Annotated in this window: 12 protein-coding genes; 2 read left to right on the top strand and 10 right to left on the bottom strand. The window is 56.0% G+C overall.

Going from position 1 to position 17973, the window contains the following annotated elements:
* Genes rsmA through lptD form a run of 4 tightly spaced genes read right to left on the bottom strand, consistent with a single transcriptional unit; the run spans position 1 to position 5487 of the window.
* Positions 1 to 822: a 16S rRNA (adenine(1518)-N(6)/adenine(1519)-N(6))-dimethyltransferase RsmA gene (gene rsmA / locus JKP81_RS17260; protein WP_017457893.1), complete on the bottom strand. Its 822-nt coding sequence runs from the start codon at positions 820 to 822 to the stop codon at positions 1 to 3.
* Positions 819 to 1805, bottom strand: a complete 987-nt coding sequence (pdxA, locus tag JKP81_RS17255) for a 4-hydroxythreonine-4-phosphate dehydrogenase PdxA (RefSeq protein WP_200552683.1) — start codon at positions 1803 to 1805, stop codon at positions 819 to 821. Before pdxA ends, rsmA begins: the two co-directional genes overlap by 4 nt.
* Positions 1805 to 3091, bottom strand: coding sequence for a peptidylprolyl isomerase SurA (gene surA / locus JKP81_RS17250; RefSeq protein WP_200552682.1), 1287 nt, complete (start codon positions 3089 to 3091; stop codon positions 1805 to 1807). The genes pdxA and surA overlap by 1 nt, the downstream gene beginning before the upstream one ends.
* A gap of 53 nt (positions 3092 to 3144) precedes the next feature.
* Positions 3145 to 5487: an LPS assembly protein LptD gene (gene lptD / locus JKP81_RS17245; RefSeq protein ID WP_200552681.1), complete on the bottom strand. Its 2343-nt coding sequence runs from the start codon at positions 5485 to 5487 to the stop codon at positions 3145 to 3147.
* Positions 5488 to 5683: 196 nt separating this feature from the next.
* Here lptD and djlA point away from each other — a divergent pair, with 196 nt between their 5' ends.
* Positions 5684 to 6505, top strand: coding sequence for a co-chaperone DjlA (gene djlA, locus JKP81_RS17240; protein ID WP_020456517.1), 822 nt, complete (start codon positions 5684 to 5686; stop codon positions 6503 to 6505).
* Positions 6506 to 6545: 40 nt separating this feature from the next.
* Here the strand turns inward: djlA and rluA are convergent, their stop codons facing one another.
* The 6 genes from rluA to araB form a co-directional block, all read right to left on the bottom strand.
* The gene (gene rluA, locus JKP81_RS17235) at positions 6546 to 7205 is read right to left on the bottom strand and encodes a bifunctional tRNA pseudouridine(32) synthase/23S rRNA pseudouridine(746) synthase RluA (protein WP_200552680.1); all 660 of its coding nucleotides are present in this window, start codon (positions 7203 to 7205) and stop codon (positions 6546 to 6548) included.
* 10 nt (positions 7206 to 7215) lie between these two features.
* A complete protein-coding gene (gene rapA, locus JKP81_RS17230) occupies positions 7216 to 10122 on the bottom strand; it encodes an RNA polymerase-associated protein RapA (protein ID WP_200552679.1) in 2907 nt (968 codons plus the stop codon).
* A 225-nt stretch (positions 10123 to 10347) separates the two neighbouring features.
* Positions 10348 to 12705, bottom strand: coding sequence for a DNA polymerase II (gene polB, locus JKP81_RS17225; protein WP_200552678.1), 2358 nt, complete (start codon positions 12703 to 12705; stop codon positions 10348 to 10350).
* A 73-nt stretch (positions 12706 to 12778) separates the two neighbouring features.
* Complete coding sequence (gene araD, locus JKP81_RS17220) at positions 12779 to 13474, bottom strand: L-ribulose-5-phosphate 4-epimerase (protein WP_200552677.1); 696 nt, start codon at positions 13472 to 13474, stop codon at positions 12779 to 12781.
* Between the two features lie 49 nt (positions 13475 to 13523).
* The gene (gene araA, locus JKP81_RS17215; protein WP_200552676.1) at positions 13524 to 15026 is read right to left on the bottom strand and encodes an L-arabinose isomerase; all 1503 of its coding nucleotides are present in this window, start codon (positions 15024 to 15026) and stop codon (positions 13524 to 13526) included.
* Between the two features lie 10 nt (positions 15027 to 15036).
* Positions 15037 to 16728 (bottom strand): ribulokinase, encoded by a 1692-nt coding sequence (araB, locus tag JKP81_RS17210; protein WP_200552675.1) that lies wholly within the window; start codon positions 16726 to 16728, stop codon positions 15037 to 15039.
* A 337-nt stretch (positions 16729 to 17065) separates the two neighbouring features.
* Between araB and araC the strand changes: the two genes are divergently transcribed.
* Positions 17066 to 17911, top strand: coding sequence for an arabinose operon transcriptional regulator AraC (gene araC, locus JKP81_RS17205; protein WP_017457904.1), 846 nt, complete (start codon positions 17066 to 17068; stop codon positions 17909 to 17911).
* Positions 17912 to 17973: the final 62 nt, after the last annotated feature.

The raw sequence follows: 17973 nt of genomic DNA, 5'->3' as shown, positions 1-17973 counted from the left end.
TTAACTCTCCTTCGGCGGCGCATTCTCAGTCAGGTAGTTCGCTAACTGGCAATATTGCGCAACAGAAATATTTTCCGCGCGCATCGCCGGATCGATACCTAACGACGCCAGCACTTCAACCGTAAAGACGTTGCCGAGGCTGTTGCGAATGGTTTTACGACGCTGGTTAAACGCTTCGGTGGTAATGCGGCTCAGCGTGCGGATCTCTTTTACCGGATGCGGTAATTGAGCGTGCGGCACCAGACGAACCACAGCAGAATCCACCTTTGGCGGCGGCGCAAACGCGGTGGGCGGTACTTCCAGCACCGGAATAATCTGGCAGTAGTACTGCGCCATCACGCTTAATCGACCATACGCCTTACTGTTTGGCCCTGCAACCAGGCGATTCACCACCTCTTTTTGCAGCATAAAGTGCATGTCGGCAATGGCATCAGTATAGCTAAACAGATGGAACATCAACGGCGTGGAGATGTTATACGGTAGGTTGCCGAAAACACGCAGCGGCTGACCAATCGTTTTTGAGAGTTCGCCAAAATCCATAGTCATTGCATCTTGCTGATAAATCGTCAGTTTTGGTGCAAGGAACGGATGGGTTTGCAGGCGGGCAGCCAGATCGCGGTCAAGCTCGATGACCGTTAATTTATCCAGACGTTCGCCCACCGGTTCGGTGAGCGCGCCAAGGCCAGGGCCGATTTCGACCATAGCCTGACCCTTTTGCGGGTTGATGGCCGAGACAATACTGTCGATCACGAACTGATCGTGGAGAAAGTTTTGCCCGAAGCGTTTGCGGGCTAAGTGGCCCTGATGGACGCGAGTATTCATTGAGTATTAACAATCATTTTGATGGCGAGATTAAGCGCCGTAATAAAACTGCCGACATCCGCTGTTCCTTTGCCCGCGAGTTCAAGCGCGGTGCCGTGGTCGACGGATGTGCGAATAAAGGGTAAACCGAGGGTGATATTCACGCCACGGCCAAAGCCCTGGTATTTTAGCACGGGCAGACCCTGATCGTGGTACATCGCCAGTACGGCGTCGGCATTATCGAGGTATTTGGGCTGAAAAAGCGTGTCGGCAGGCAGCGGACCGCTTAAATTCATACCCTGCGCGCGCATTTCATTGAGCACCGGAATGATGGTATCAATCTCTTCCGTCCCCATATGACCGCCTTCACCGGCATGCGGGTTCAGGCCGCAGACCAGAATATGCGGTTGGGCGATACCGAACTTCTGTTGCAGATCTGTGTGCAGAATGCCGATCACTTCCCGCAGCAAATCAGGCGTAATAGCGTCGGCCACGGCTTTGATGGGCAAGTGTGTGGTCGCCAGCGCCACGCGTAGCTCTTCGGTTGCCAGCATCATTACCACTTTGGCGGCGTGAGAGCGCTCTTCGAAAAACTCCGTGTGCCCGGTAAACGGTGTTCCTGAATCGTTGATCACCCCTTTATGCACCGGGCCGGTAATCAGCGCGGTAAATTCGCCACTCAGGCACCCATCGCAGGCGCGGGCAAGCGTTTCAACAACATAAGAACCGTTAAGCGTATTGAGTACGCCAGCGGTAACGGGCGTATGCAGAGGAACAGGCAACAGCGTTAATGTGCCTGCCTGTTGCGGTACTGCGGCGGCCGTTGGATCGTAACCGCGCAGTTGAAGCGGTAGACCGAGCCACGAGGCCCGGTCGGTCAGCAGCGTTGCGTCTGCACAGATAACCAGTTCAACCGGCCAGTCGTGCTGGGCGAGTTGCACTACCAGATCCGGGCCAATCCCGGCGGGTTCGCCGGGAGTAATAACGACACGCTGTGTTTTCATTAATTGCTCAGAATTTTGACATAGGCGCTGGCGCGCTGTTCCTGCATCCAGGTTGCCGCTTCTTCAGAGAACTTACGGTTCATCAGCATGCGATAGGCTCTGTCTTTTTGCGCGGCGTCGGTTTTGTCGACGTTACGGCTATCCAGCATTTCGATCAGGTGCCAGCCAAAGGAGGAGTGAACCGGGCTGCTCATCTGGCCGCGTTTCAGCTTCATCAGCGCATCGCGGAAGGCCGGATCGTAAATATCCGCTGACGCCCAGCCGAGATCGCCGCCCTGGTTTGCAGAGCCCGGATCCTGTGAGAACTCTTTAGCCGCGTTAGCAAAAGTGGTTTTGCCACTCTTAATATCGGCTGCGATCTGTTCCAGTTTCACGCGTGCTTGATCGTCGCTCATGATCGGCGACGGCTTCAGCAGGATATGGCGGGCATGAACTTCCGTCACTGAGATGCTCTGCGTCTGACCGCGAAGATCGTTCACTTTCAGGATATGGAAGCCAACACCCGAGCGGATTGGGCCAATCACATCGCCTTTTTTCGCCGTGCTCAGTGCCTGAGCAAAGATACTCGGCAGCTCCTGGATTCGGCCCCAGCCCATCTGGCCGCCTTTCAGCGCTTGCTGATCGGCAGAGTAAGTGATGGCCAGTTTGCCAAAATCACCGCCATTGCGAGCTTGTTCCACAATTGAACGCGCCTGACTTTCCGCTTCGTTCACTTGATCGGAGGTTGGGTTTTCCGGCAGTGGGATCAGTATGTGGCTCAGGTTCAGCTCGGTACTGGCATCATTCTGGTTGCCCACCTGCTGCGCCAGGGCTTCGACTTCCTGTGGCAGCACCGTAACGCGACGGCGCACTTCGCCGTTACGCACTTCGGAGATGATCATCTCTTTGCGAATCTGGTTACGGTAGGTGCTGAAATTCACCCCGTCATAGGCCAGACGGCTGCGCATCTGATCCATCGTCATATTATTTTGTTTGGCAATGTCAGCAATGGCGGCGTCGAGTTGTTCGTCAGTCACTTTGACGCCCATTTTCGTGCCCATCTGCAAAATGATTTGATCCATGATCAGACGTTCAAGGATCTGGTGGCGCAGCGTTGCGTCGTCCGGTAACTGCTGCCCCGCCTGGCCTGCATTGGCCTTCACGGATTGCATCAAACCATCAACGTCACTTTCCAGCACCACGCCGTTATTGACCACGGCGGCGACTTTATCTACAACCTGAGGCGCGGCGAAACTGGTATTCGCAACCATAGCGATACCGAGAAGCAGCGTTTTCCAGTTCTTCATACCTTTTCCATTTCAATTAACCGCAATGCGGATTACGTTGCAAATCAAACAGATCACAGTGAGCTACGGTACGGCAGAATATTTGAACGCAGCATTTGTTGCGTCCCCAGACCGTAGTTGGAGCTCAGGCCACGCAGCTCAATGTTGAAACCGATGACTTTGTCATATTTGCTTTGTTCATTTTCCCAGCCGTTGATTTTGCGCTCATAGCCAACGCGAATCGCATAACAGCAGGAGTTATATTGCAGCCCCACCATCTGATCGGCAGGTTTACTGGTATTGGTATCGAAATAATACGCACCAACGATGGACCAGCGGTCCGCAATCGGCCAGCTTCCGGCGGCACCTACCTGCGAAATACCATCTTTATACTGCGCTGAAGTTGCATAGTTTGGCAGCGTTGCCTGTACGTATTCCGGGCTGGCGTAACGGTAGCTCAATTGCAGCATACGGTCTTCATCACGGCGATACTCCAGCGACGAGCTGCTGTTAGCGATATTATTCAGACGGGTGTCATACTGCACCCCGCCGCGCAGACCCCAACGATCGGAGATACGCCAGTACGTATCGCCTGCCCACACCAGCGAACCAGTTTTGTTGTCTTTCTCCCAGTTAATGTTGTCATCACCGGTACGGGACTCGGTGAAATAGTAGATTTGACCAACAGAAACGTTAAAACGTTCAACCGCCGCTTCATCATAAATGCGGGTTGTGACGCCGGTAGTCACCTGGTTCGCGGAGGCGATACGGTCCAGACCGCCATAAGTGCGATCGCGGAACAGCCCGCTGTAATCGGATTGCAGCAGGGAGGAGTCGTAGTTGTTGATGTGGCTCTGATCGCGATACGGCACATACAAGTATTGAGCGCGCGGTTCCAGCGTTTGGGTGTAGCCCTCCGCCCAGTTCATATCGCGTTCAAACACCAGCTTGCCGTCCGTTTTAAATTGCGGCATAACGCGGCTAACGGACTCTTTATAGTTGGTGTTGTTACTGGCGTTGTATGCGTCGAGGTTACTTTGCTGGTAGTGGGTCGCCAGCATTTTCACTTCGGTGTTCAGGCTGCTCCATTCATTGGACACTGGCAGGCTGAGCGTTGGTTCCAGATGAAGACGGGTTGCTTCAGGTCGGTCAGAGTTGGTATTGGTAAATTTCACCGCCTGGCCGTACATACGGAAATCAAAGGGACCCAGATCGTTGTGATACCAGTTCACGTCCACCTGCGGTAGCGCAGCGTATGAGTTGCTGCTCTGGCGGTTAAATACCTGGAACTGTTTGGTTGTCACTGTGGCATTGAAGTTCTCTACTCCATAACCCGCACTAAAAATCTGCGTGGCATAGCCGTCAGTACTGGAACCATATTTTGACGTGAAATCGTTAAAATAGTGCGGGTCGCTGACTTTGGTGTAGTCAACGTTAAAGCGCCACACTTGATCCATAACCCCGGCATGTTGCCAGTAAAACAGCCAGCGGTGACGTTCCCCTTCGGTCGGGTATTCATCCTGGAACACTTTGTCTGAAGGCAGGTAATCGAACTCAATAAGGCCTGCACCTGCCTGCGTCAGATAACGGAATTCGTTTTCCCACTGTATATTGCCCCGTTTATGGATGTAATGCGGTGTGATCGTCGCATCCATATTCGGCGCAATGTTCCAGTAGTACGGCAGATAGAACTCGAAATAGTTCGTCGTGCTGTACTTGGCATTGGGGATCAAGAAACCTGAACGGCGCTTGTCGCCGATAGGCAACTGCAAATACGGACTATAGAACACCGGCACCGGGCCGAGCTTAAAGCGCGCATTCCAGATTTCCGCAACCTGCTCCTGGCGATCCTGAATAACTTCGCTGCCGACAACGCTCCAGGTGTTTGACCCTGGCAGACAGGAGGTAAACATCCCATTGTCCAGAATGGTGTAGCGGTTTTGTCCACGCTGTTTCATCAGATCGGCGGTACCGCGACCCTGACGACCCACCATCTGGTAATCACCTTGCCAGACGTTGGTGTCTTTGGTGTTCAGGTTTGACCAACCTTTAGGACCTTTCAGGATGACCTGGTTATCGTCATAGTGCACATTACCGAGTGCATCCACTGTGCGAACCGGGTCCGTCTGACCTTCCGGCTGCTGCTGATGAAGCTGCACCTCATCGGCCTGCAAACGGCTATTTCCCTGATTAATATCGACATTGCCGGTAAAAACGGCATCGTCAGGGTAGTTGCCTTTTGCGTGATCGGCATTGATCGTCACCGGCAAATTATTGGTGTCGCCCTGTACCAGGGGTCGGTTATAGCTGGGAACGCCAAGCATACACTGCGAGGCAAGATCGGCTGCCATCCCCTGCTGGCTGTAAAGGGCGGAGCCAATCATGGTGGCCAGGAGGGTGGGGATACGTTTTTTCATACGTTGTATTTGTTGTTCCGTCATCTGTGGCTTTACGCTGGCAAACGGTCTGAGACTAACTTACTCGCCTTTGCAACGCTAGTTTTAATCCTGCCCGCGTTCGAGCCAGGGGGAGAAGACTGCGCCTGTGCATGGCATAGAATGACGGGTATGATAAAGCAAATTTTAGCCGACGGCATGACGATTTGGGGAGTATATGCAGTATTGGGGGAAAGTGGTTGGGGTTGTCATCGCTCTTTTCATGGGCGGCGGCTTTTGGGGCGCGGTTCTTGGGTTGTTAATCGGGCACTTTTTTGACAAGGCGCGCAGCCGAAAAATGGCGTGGTTTGCCAACCAGCGCGAACGTCAGACGCTCTTTTTCGCCACCACCTTCGAGGTGATGGGACATCTAACCAAATCGAAAGGCCGGGTAACTGAAGCGGATATCCAGGTCGCCAGCCTGTTTATGGATCGCATGAACCTGCACGGCGAGTCGCGCAGCGCAGCACAGCAGGCGTTTCGCGTCGGCAAAACGGATAATTACCCGTTACGCGACAAGATGCGTCAGTTTCGCAGCGTCTGCTTCGGACGTTTCGACTTGATTAGGATGTTTCTGGAAATTCAAATCCAGGCGGCTTTCGCAGATGGCTCTTTGCACCCCAGCGAACGCGAAGTGCTGTACGTAATCGCTGAGGAGCTTGGGATTTCGCGTCTGCAGTTCGATCAGTTTCTGCGCATGATGCAGGGTGGGGCGCAATTTGGCGGGGGTTACCAGCATCAGCAGCAAGCGGGCGGTGGCGGCTGGCAGCAGGCGCAACGCGGCCCGACGCTGGAAGATGCCTGTAATGTTCTGGGCGTAAAGCCGTCAGACGATGCAACCACCATCAAGCGTGCCTACCGTAAGCTGATGGGCGAGCATCATCCGGACAAACTGGTGGCGAAAGGTCTGCCGCCAGAAATGATGGAGATGGCGAAACAAAAAGCGCAGGAAATTCAGAAAGCTTACGAGTTGATTCGCGAGCAGAAGGGTTTTCGTTAACGCCATAAAACTTTCCCGGTCGTAAGACCGGGGGAGTGATTTAAAAATCCACCGGTGCTTTAAAGGTCATGCTGTTGCCAAACGCCGGGTGGGTGATGGTCAGCGTCTCTGCATGCAGCTGCAAACGCGGAGCCATTGCGAGAGCTTCTGGCGTGGCGTAAAAACGGTCACCGAGAATCGGGTGACCTAACGCTAACATATGCACACGAAGTTGATGTGAACGCCCGGTAATCGGCTTCAGACGTACGCGAGCGGTGCCATCCTCATCAAACGCCAGCACTTCATACTCGGTCTGCGCCGCTTTGCCGGTTTCAAAACACACTTTCTGCTTTGGTCTGTTCGGCCAGTCGCAAATCAGTGGCAAATCCACCAACCCTTCGGCTTTTTCCGGGTGACCCCAGACGCGCGCCAGATACTGCTTTTTCGGCTCACGTTCGCGGAACTGGCGTTTTAACTCACGCTCGGCGTCTTTGGTTAGCGCCACCACAATCACACCGCTGGTCGCCATATCCAGGCGATGTACGGATTCGGCCTGCGGGAAGTCGCGCTGAATGCGCGTCATCACGCTGTCTTTGTGCTCATCCAGACGCCCTGGCACCGACAACAAGCCGCTGGGCTTGTTGACGACCATAATGTGTTGATCCTGATAAAGAATAACCAGCCAGGGATCCTGCGGCGGATTGTAGGGTTCCATCACCATTGGGGCTCCATTATTGGTGCGTCACAACAATCAAACGCAGCGCATCGAGCCGCCAGCTCGCCTGCGCCAGGCTTTCCAGCACTTGCTGGCGGTTGCTCTCAATGGCGGCCAGTTCGTCATCGCGGATATTTGGGTTAACCGCTTTTAACGCTTCCAGGCGCGCCAGTTCCGCCGACAGTTTTTCATCCGCTTCGCTTCGCGCAGCGTCAATCAGCTCGCGCGCGGCGGCTTCCACCTGCGTTTCGCCTTTTTGCAAAATGGCGTGAACCTCCTGTTGCACCGCGTTCACCAGCTTGCTGCCGGTATGGCGATTCACCGCGCTAAGCTGGCGGTTAAAGCTTTCGAACTCCACCTGGCCGGCGAGGTTGGTGCCGTTTTTATCCACCAGCAGGCGGATCGGTGTTGACGGCAGGAAACGATTAAGTTGCAGCTGTTTCGGCGCCTGCGCTTCCACAACGTAGATCAGCTCCAGCAGCAGCGTACCAACCGGCAGCGCTTTGTTTTTCAGCAGCGAAATCGTGCTGCTGCCGGTATCGCCAGAAAGGATCAGATCCAGACCGTTACGGATGATCGGATGTTCCCAGGTGACAAACTGTGCATCTTCGCGCGAAAGGGCGACATCACGATCGAAAGTGATAGTGCAGCCATCTTCCGGCAGACCCGGGAAGTCCGGCACCAGCATGTGATCCGAGGGCGTCAGCACGATCATGTTTTCACCGCGATCGTCCTGGTTAATGCCAATGATATCGAACAGGTTCATGGCGAAGGCAATAAGCGCTGTGTCGTCGTCCTGCTCGGCAATACTTTCCGCCAGCGCCTGCGCTTTTTCACCGCCGTTAGAGTGGATCTCCAGCAAGCGGTCGCGGCCTTGTTCCAGCTGTGCTTTCAGCGCATCGTGCTGTTCACGGCAGGTTTTGATCAGCTGATCAAAACCGTCGGTATCTTCCGGTGCCGCCAGGTAGTTAATCAGCTCATTGTGAACGCTATCGTAAATAGTGCGGCCGGTCGGGCAGGTGTGCTCGAAGGCGTCCAGCCCTTCGTGATACCAGCGCACCAGCACGGACTGCGCAGTTTTCTCCAGATAAGGCACGTGGATCTGAATATCGTGCGCCTGACCAATACGATCCAGACGGCCGATGCGCTGCTCCAGCAGATCCGGGTTGAACGGCAGATCGAACATCACCAGATGGCTGGCGAACTGGAAGTTACGCCCTTCAGAACCAATTTCCGAGCACAGCAGAACCTGCGCGCCGCTGTCCTCTTCACCGAACCATGCCGCCGCGCGATCGCGTTCAATAATCGACATACCTTCATGGAACACCGCCGCGCGGATGCCTTCGCGTTCGCGCAGCACCTGCTCCAGCTGCAGCGCGGTGGCGGCTTTGGCGCAGATCACCAGCACTTTTTGCGAACGGTGGCTGGTGAGGTAGCCCATCAGCCACTCAACGCGCGGGTCGAAGTTCCACCATGTTCCGGTGTCGCCTTCAAATTCCTGATAAATCTGCTCCGGGTAGAGCATATCGCGAGCGCGCTCTTCCTGGCTTTTACGCGCGCCCATAATGCCGGAGACCTTAATCGCCGTCTGATACTGCGTTGGTAGCGGCAGCTTAACGGTGTGCAATTCGCGTTTCGGGAAACCTTTTACACCGTTACGGGTGTTGCGGAACAGCACACGGCTGGTGCCGTGTCGATCCATGAGCATGGAAATCAGTTCCTGACGCGCGGCAGTCGCGCCTTCACGATCGCTGTTGGCGGTTTGCAGCAGCGGTTCGATATCCTGCTCGCCCACCAGATCGCTCAACATATTGAGGTCATCGTTGCTCAGGCGTTCACCCGCCAGCAGCAGGGCCACGGCGTCGGCGACCGGACGGTAGTTTTGCTGCTCTTCAACGAACTGGGCGAAATCATGGAAACGGTTAGGATCCAGCAGGCGCAGGCGCGCAAAGTGGCTCTCCATCCCCAGTTGTTCCGGGGTGGCGGTCAGCAGCAGAATGCCCGGTACGCGCTCGGCCAGTTGCTCAATTGCCTGATATTCACGGCTGGCTTCGTTTTCGCTCCACACCAGGTGATGCGCTTCGTCGACCACCAGCAGATCCCATTCGGCATCGCACAGGTGCTCCAGTCGCTGCTTGTTGCGGCGCACGAAATCGAGCGAGCAAATCACCAGTTGCTCGGTCTCAAACGGGTTGTCGGCATCGTGCTGCGCTTCGGCGTAACGTTCATCGTCAAACAGGGCGAAACGCAGGTTGAAGCGGCGCAGCATTTCAACCAGCCACTGGTGTTGCAGGGTTTCCGGCACCACGATCAGGACGCGCTCAGCCGCGCCAGCAAGCAGTTGTTGATGCAGGATCATCCCGGCTTCAATGGTTTTCCCAAGGCCCACTTCATCCGCCAGCAGCACGCGCGGCGCATGGCGACGGCCCACATCGTGAGCGATGTGCAGCTGGTGCGGGATCAGGTTGGTGCGCTGGCCACGCAAGCCGCTCCACGGCATACGGTACTGCTCACTTTGGTATTTACGCGCGCGAAAACGCAGCGCAAAGCGATCCATACGGTCGATCTGCCCGGCGAATAAGCGGTCTTGCGGTTTGCTGAACACCAGTTTGCTGTCGAGCAACACTTCGCGCAGGGTGACATTGCTTTCCTGCGTATCCAGGCGTGTGCCGGTGTAAGCGAGCAGCCCGTTTTCCTCTTTTACGTCTTCAATTGTGAGCTGCCAGCCATCATGGCTGGTCACCGTATCACCGGGGTTGAACATCACGCGGGTAACCGGAGAGTCGCTGCGAGCGTACAGACGGTTTTCACCCGTGGCCGGAAAAAGGAGGGTGACCGTGCGCGCATCCATTGCGACGACTGTGCCAAGTCCGAGTTCGCTTTCCGTGTCGCTAATCCAGCGTTGACCAAGTGTAAAGGGCATAAATGAACTCTATATCTCAAATTGCAGGCAATAGTTCGTCACCGCCTGAAGGCAGGCGGGCGTATAAAATTTGGGGCCAGAAAAAGGAAGGGCGCTATGGTAAAGGAAGCAATCCCTTTCGTCACTACCTATACCTGCCGTCTTTCGCGCCGCATGGAGGCACAAACCTGAAATAGCCAGGGTATAGCGGTAGTGTTGCAAGCCGGGAAACGCGATAGATAAAACTCAAAAGAGTCCCAGCTGCCCTGTAAGTAGTGTAGCAAAGTCGTCGTCAATGAAAGGCAGAATTCCCTCGGCAACCGGCTGTAACTGTTTACTCAGGTAGTGATCGTAATCGAGCGGCGAGTGTTGGTAATCCACCGGTTCTGGCCCGCTGGTGGTCCAGACATACTTGATGGTGCCGCGGTTCTGATACTGCGCCGGGCGGCCCCGTTTGCGGTTCTCTTCATCCGCCAGCCGCGCAGCGCGCACGTGCGGCGGCACATTACGTTCATATTCGGAAAGCGCTCTGCGCAGGCGCTTGCGATAAATCAGCTGATCGTCGAGCTCGCCCGCCATCAGGCTGGCAATGGTTTCGCGGACATAGTCCTGATAAGGCTCGTTGCGAAATACGCGCAGGTAGAGCGTTTGCTGGAACTGCTGCGCCAGCGGTGTCCAGTCCGTACGGACGGTTTCCAGCCCTTTAAACACCATGCGCTGGTTCTCGCCTTCCTGAATCATCCCGGCGTAACGCTTTTTGCTGCCCTGCTCGGTGCCGCGAATGGTTGGCATCAGAAACCGGCAGAAATGGGTTTCAAACTCCAGCTCCAGCGCGCTTTCCAGTTGCTGGCTTTTAAGTTGCGCCGACCACCAGCCATTGACGTGCTCGACCAGCGCGTGGCCAATACGCGCGGCGTCCTCTTCGCTGTGGGCTTGCTTTAGCCAGACGAAGGTGGAGTCCGTGTCGCCATAGATAACGTCGTAACCCTGTGCTTCAATCAGCGCTTTGGTCTGGCGCATGATCTCGTGGCCACGCATGGTAATCGACGATGCCAGCCGCGGATCAAAAAAGCGGCAGGCGCTGGTGCCGAGCACACCGTAAAACGCATTCATAATGATCTTCAGCGCTTGCGACAGCGGCTTGTTGCCATGACGTTTGGCCTCATCGCGCCCGTGCCAGATCTGCCCGACAATCCCCGGCAGGCAATGTTTTTCACGCGAAAACCACGCACCCAGAAACCCCTCGGTGCTGTGCGCGTTATCCGGCTGCGCCATACCTTCAACCAGGCCGACGGGGTCAATCAGAAAGGTGCGGATAATAGACGGGTAGAGGCTTTTGTAATCCAGTACCAGCACCGAGTCATACAGGCCGGGGCGCGAATCCATCACATAACCGCCGGGGCTGGCCTGCGGCGGCACGCCACCGAGATTTGGCGCGACATAGCCAGCGCGGTGCATGCGCGGAAAATAGAGGTGGCTGAAGGCCGCCACCGAACCGCCGTGGCGATCGACGGGCAAACCGTTCACCGTGGCGCGTTCCAGCAGAAACGGCATGATCTCCGTCTTGTGGAAGATGCGCGTCACCAGTTCGCAATCTTTCAGGTTATAGGTGGCGAGCGCGGGTTTATCTTCTGCGAAACGTCGGTCGATCTCATCCATGCGATCCCACGGGTTATCAATCGCCTTGCCTTCGCCAAGCAGCTCTCTGGAGACGGCTTCCAGCGAGAACGAGGAGAAGTTCCAGAACGCGGATTTCAGCGCTTCAATCCCGTCAATAATCAGCCTGCCGGTGGCCTGTGCGAAGAAGACGCCATTCTTAAAACCGTGCTCGCGCCACTCCAGTTCGCTGCCGTTACGCCCGAGCGTCAGCGGTACGCGGTAGCGCTCGGCGCTTTTTTGCAGCACGCGCAAATCGAATTGCACGACGTTCCAGCCAATAATCACATCCGGATCATGCGTGGCAAACCAGGCGTTGAGTTTTTCCAGCAGTTGAGGGCGGCTGGCAACGTACTCCAGCTCAAAATCCAGCCCCTGCGCGCTGCCGTTTTCTGGGCCGAGCATGTAGACCGTGCGCTGCCCGCAGCCCTCAAGGCCGATGCAGTAAAGCTCGCCGTGGCGGCTGGTTTCGATATCCAGCGACACCCATTTCAGCGGCGGGCGATAGTGCGGGCTGGGTTTCAGCCGCGCCTCAACCAGCGCTGCACCTTGTGGCGCACCGTCAACCCACACCGGCGCGGTGATAAAGCGCTCCATCAGAAAGCGTTCCGGTGGGCGGATATCGGCTTCGTAAACGGTGATGCCGTCATCGCGCAGCAGTTTTTCAATGCGCATCAGTTGGCGATGAGCACGGCAGTAAAGGCCATATACCGGCTGGCGGTGAAAGTCGCTCAGGTTCAGCGGCGTGACGCGCCACTGCTTTTCTGAGCGCAGCAGTAGTTTTGCTTTTTCCACCTGCGCGGCGGGAATAAAGGCGACCGACTCCTGCGGTGGCAGCACGACGCGCAGCGGGCCATTATCCGTCGCCAGCCAGAACTCGACCTCGGTTCCGCCGGGGGTATCCCGCCAGTGTCGGGTTAAAATAAAACCTTCTTGCGCCTGCGCCACAGCCGTCTCTCATAAAACAAAACCAGGCGAGATTATAGCCTGGTTTGTTGTTGAGTGCTGTGGTTTTATACAGCTATTGGCCGTAGTAAGCCTTCGCACCGTGCTTACGTAAATAGTGTTTATCCAGCAGCGTTTGTTGCATGGCGGGTAACTCAGGCGCGAGCTGACGGCAGAAAATACCCATATAGGCCACTTCTTCCAGCACGATGGCATTATGGACCGCGTCATCCGCGCTTTTGCCCCATGCGAACGGGCCGTGAGAATGCACCAGCACACCGGGCATTTGCGCCGGATCGATGCCTTTTTTCTCAAAGGTTTCGACGATCACATTGCCGGTTTCCCACTCGTATTCACCGTTGATCTCCTCATCGGTCATCTTACGGGTACAGGGGATCTCGCCATAGAAATAGTCAGCATGCGTGGTGCCCGTTGCCAGGATCGGCTGACCGGCCTGCGACCAGATGGTGGCGTGGCGCGAATGGGTGTGCACAATGCCGCCGATGGTCGGAAACGCCTGGTACAGCAGACGGTGAGTCGGCGTATCGGAAGAGGGTTTTTTCGTGCCTTCAACCACGTCGCCGGTGGTGATGTTGACGACCACCATATCGTTAGCGGTCATGATGCTGTAATCGACGCCAGAAGGTTTAATCACCATCAGACCACTTGCGCGATCAACGGCACTGACGTTGCCCCATGTCAGCGTGACCAGGTTATGTTTCGGCAGCGCCAGGTTGGCTTCCAGCACCTGCTGTTTCAATGCTTCTAACATGCGTTCCTCCAGGAAAGATGGCCTGCCGCAGCAGGCCGGGTGTTCCCTGTTAACGTTTTGAACCGTAATACACTTCGTTCCAGCGCAGCGCATCTTTAAACGCAGGCAGGCGGGTGTCATTGTCGATAACCGTCAGCTCAAGATCGTGCAGCTCGCTGAACTGGCGCATATCGTCAAGCGTCAGCGCCTGGCTGAAGACGGTGTGGTGCGCGCCACCGGCGAGGATCCACGCTTCAGAGGCGGTCGGCAGATCCGGCTGCGCTTTCCACAAGGCGTTGGCGACCGGCAGTTTCGGCAGATCGTGCGGGGTTTTCACCGCCTCAACGCAGTTCACCAACAGGCGGAAACGATCGCCTAAGTCGATCAGGCTGGCGTTAATTGCCGGGCCGGTTTTGGTGGAGAAGATCAGGCGTGCCGGATCGGCTTTGCCGCCAATACCGAGGTACTGCACATCCAGCGTCGGTTTTTCGTCAATGGCGATAGAAGGGCACACTTCCAGCATGTGCGAGCCGAGCACCAGATCGTTGCCGTGTTCAAAGTGATAGGTGTAATCCTCCATAAAGGAGGTGCCGCCGTTCAGCCCGCCGGACATCACTTTCATGATGCGCAGCAGCGCGGCGGTCTTCCAGTCACCTTCACCGGCAAAACCGTAGCCTTGCTGCATCAAACGCTGTACCGCCAGGCCCGGTAGCTGTTTCAGGCCGTGCAGATCTTCAAAGGTGGTGGTGAAGGCATGGAAACCGCCCTCTTCGAGGAAGCGTTTCAGACCCAGTTCGATGCGCGCGGCGTCAAGCACGTTCTGGCGCTTATCGCCATGAACCTGCGCGGCAGCCGTCAGGCGATAGCTGCTTTCATACTCATCCACCAGCGCATTGACATCGCCATCGCTCACGGCGTTCACTACTTGCACCAGATCGCCCACGCCCCAGGTATTGACCGAGAAACCGAACTTGATCTGTGCCGCCACTTTATCGCCGTCAGTCACTGCTACTTCGCGCATGTTGTCGCCGAAACGCACTACTTTCAGCTGACGGGTATCCTGTTTTGACACTGCCTGGCGCATCCATGCGCCGATGCGTTGATGGGCGTGTTGATCCTGCCAGTGGCCGGTCACCACACTGTGCTGCTGGCGCATACGCGCGCCGATAAAGCCGAACTCGCGGCCGCCGTGCGCGGTCTGGTTGAGGTTCATAAAGTCCATGTCGATGCTGTCCCACGGCAGGGACGCATTGAACTGGGTGTGGAACTGCAGCAGCGGCTTGTTGAGGATAGCGAGGCCGTTAATCCACATTTTCGCCGGTGAGAAGGTGTGCAGCCACACCACCATCCCGGCACATTTGTCGTCGTAGTTGGCATCGCGGCAGATGTGGGTAATCTCATCCGGCGAGGTGCCCAGCGGTTTCAGCACCAGTTTGCAGGGGAGTTTCGCTTCCGCATTGAGGGCGTTGACCACCTGTTCGGCGTGCTTCGTCACCTGTTTCAGGGCTTCCGGCCCGTACAGGTGCTGGCTGCCAATGACGAACCACACTTCATAATTGTCGAAAATAGTCATGATCTTGTCCTTAATGAGTTAACGCGGCCTGCGAGACTGTCGCGGCTGAAGGGAGATAGTGTTGCTCGGCGCTCTTCGCCCACTGCTGATAGCGGCGATAGAGGCGTTCAAACTGTTGCGCCTGCGCGGTCGGTTGCAGGGTTTTTTCGATGGCGCTAGCCATTTTCAGCTGCGCCGCCGGGATATCGGCATGCACTTGTGCGGCGACAGCGGCAAAAATCGCCGCACCCAGCGCGCAGCACTGCTCAGATTCGACCACCTGTAATGGGCGGTTCAGCACATCGCAGCAGGCCTGCATTACGCCGAGGTTTTTACGTGCGATACCGCCGAGCGCCATTACGTTGTCGACGGCGATACCCTGTTCGGTGAAGCACTCCATAATGGCGCGCGCGCCGAACGCGGTGGCTGCAATCAACCCGCCAAACAGCGCCGGAGCGTCGGTGGCGAGATTCAAATCAGTAATGACCCCTTTCAAACGCTGGTTGGCGTTTGGCGTACGGCGACCGTTAAACCAGTCGAGGATCACAGGCAGATGTTCGAGCGATGGATTTTTTACCCACGCATCGGTCAGGGCAGGTAAGAGTTGTTTCTGGCTGGCTTTGATCTGCGCTTTCAGCTCCGGATGCTGCTGCGCCAGCTGTTCCAGCGGCCAGCCAAGCACGCGGCCAAACCAGGCGTAGATATCACCAAAAGCGGATTGCCCGGCTTCGAGGCCGATAAAGTCCGGCACTACGCTGCCATCGACCTGGCCACAAATACCTTTTACCGCGCGTTCACCAACGCTCTGTTTGTCGGCAATCAGAATGTCGCAGGTAGACGTGCCGATAACTTTCACCAGCGTATTCGGCTGTGCGCCCGCGCCGACTGCGCCCATATGGCAGTCGAATGCACCGCCGGAAATCACTACGGATTCAGGCAAACCAAGGCGCTGCGCCCATTCGGCAGTCAATGTGCCGACGGGTAAATCTGCGGTATAGGTGTCGGTAAACAGCGGCCAGTTGAGGTGCTTATTAATGATGGGATCGAGTTCATCAAAGAATGCGGCGGGCGGCAGGCCACCCCAGCTTTCATGCCACAGAGATTTATGCCCGGCGCTGCAGCGGCCGCGACGAATGGCTTCCGGGCGTGTGGTGCCAGAGAGCAGAGCTGGAACCCAGTCACACAGTTCGATCCACGACGCTGCAGCCTGCGCGACGGCGCTATCCGCGCGGGTGACATGCAGGATTTTTGCCCAGAACCATTCGCTGGAGTAAATGCCGCCGATGTAGCGCGAGTAGTCAGTTTTGCCGGGGGTATGGCACAAGCGGGTAATGGCTTCCGCCTCTTCGACGGCGGTGTGGTCTTTCCACAACACAAACATCGCGTTCGGGTTGTCGGCAAACTCCGGGCGCAGCGCCAGCACGCGGCCTTCGGCATCAATCGGCGCGGGGGTTGAACCGGTGCTATCAACGCCAATGCCCTTGATCTCGGCGCGTTGTGCGTCGCTCAGTTCTGCCAGCACATTTTTCAGCGCCGCTTCCATCGACTCGATGTAATCGCGCGGGTGATGGCGAAATTGGTTATGCGGCGCATCGCAATAACGTCCCTCCTGCCAGCGTGGATACCACTCGACGCTGGTAGCGATCTCCGCCCCGGATGTGCAGTCTACCGCCAGCGCACGTACTGAATCGCTGCCGAAATCGAGGCCAATTGTGATTGCCATGTATCTTGCTCCATGAAGAATAACCGTTAGAAAAACGATAGTGAGCGGCGGCAAAAACCGTCAGGCAGGATCCGCTAATCTTATGGATTAAAATGCTATGGCATCGCAAAGTGTGACGCTGTGCAAAAATTCGATGTGGACATTTCTGCCGCCTTTATAGACACTTCCGTTATCCCTTTTTGCCCTGTTCAGCGGTGTTAAAAAGGCGTAATCGCTTTTGTCTGGCGGGATTAGACAATTGGCGTGTTTATGCCCCTTGCCTGCGGGCGGCTGAGGAATGACGGGATTCTCAATATGGACAATTGGTTTCTTTACCAGGTGCGGGAGTATTGTGTTTATGGCTGAATCACAGAACGATCCACTGCTGCCAGGGTACTCGTTTAATGCGCACCTGGTGGCGGGGCTGACCCCCATTGAAGCCGACGGTTATCTCGATTTTTTTATCGACAGGCCGCTGGGCATGAAGGGCTATATCCTGAATCTCACCGTGCGCGGCGAGGGTGTGGTGATGAACCATGGCAAGCAGTTTGTTTGCCGTCCTGGCGATATCCTGCTTTTTCCGCCGGGAGAAATTCACCACTACGGACGTCATCCTGATGCCACCGAGTGGTATCACCAGTGGGTTTACTTCCGTCCACGCGCCTACTGGCACGAGTGGCTGAACTGGCCGACCCTGTTCGCGCAAACCGGTTTTTACCGCCCTGATGATGCCCATATGGAGCGTTTTCGTGAGCTTTTCGCGCAAATTATCGATGCCGGGCAAAGCGTTGGGCGCTATGCGGAACATCTGGCGATAAACCTGCTGGAGCAGTTGCTACTGCGGCGCATGGAAGCAATTAACGAATCGCTGCACCCGCCGCTGGATAACCGCGTGCGCGACGCTTGCCAGTACATTAGCGATCACCTGGCGGATAACCATTTTGATATCGCAAGCGTTGCCCAGCACGTCTGTTTGTCGCCTTCGCGCCTGTCCCACCTTTTTCGTCAGCAACTGGGCGTAAGTGTGCTGAGCTGGCGCGAAGATCAGCGCATCAGCCAGGCAAAATTACTGCTTAGCACCACGCGAATGCCGATTGCCAGCGTAGGACGCAATGTTGGTTTTGACGATCAGCTCTATTTCTCGCGGGTTTTTAAAAAATGTACCGGTGCCAGCCCCAGTGAATTCCGCGCGGGATGTGAATAAAAAGTAAAGAATGGCAATGAAAGGTTCTGCAATGTGACATAACCGGTAAAATTTTCAGATAA

The sequence above is a fragment of the Kosakonia sp. LAM2021 genome, from assembly GCF_016620385.1.
Taxonomy (GTDB): domain Bacteria; phylum Pseudomonadota; class Gammaproteobacteria; order Enterobacterales; family Enterobacteriaceae; genus Kosakonia; species Kosakonia sacchari.
The sequence above is the reverse complement of the archived record's forward strand: the minus strand, read 5'-3'. Positions and strand labels throughout refer to the sequence as shown.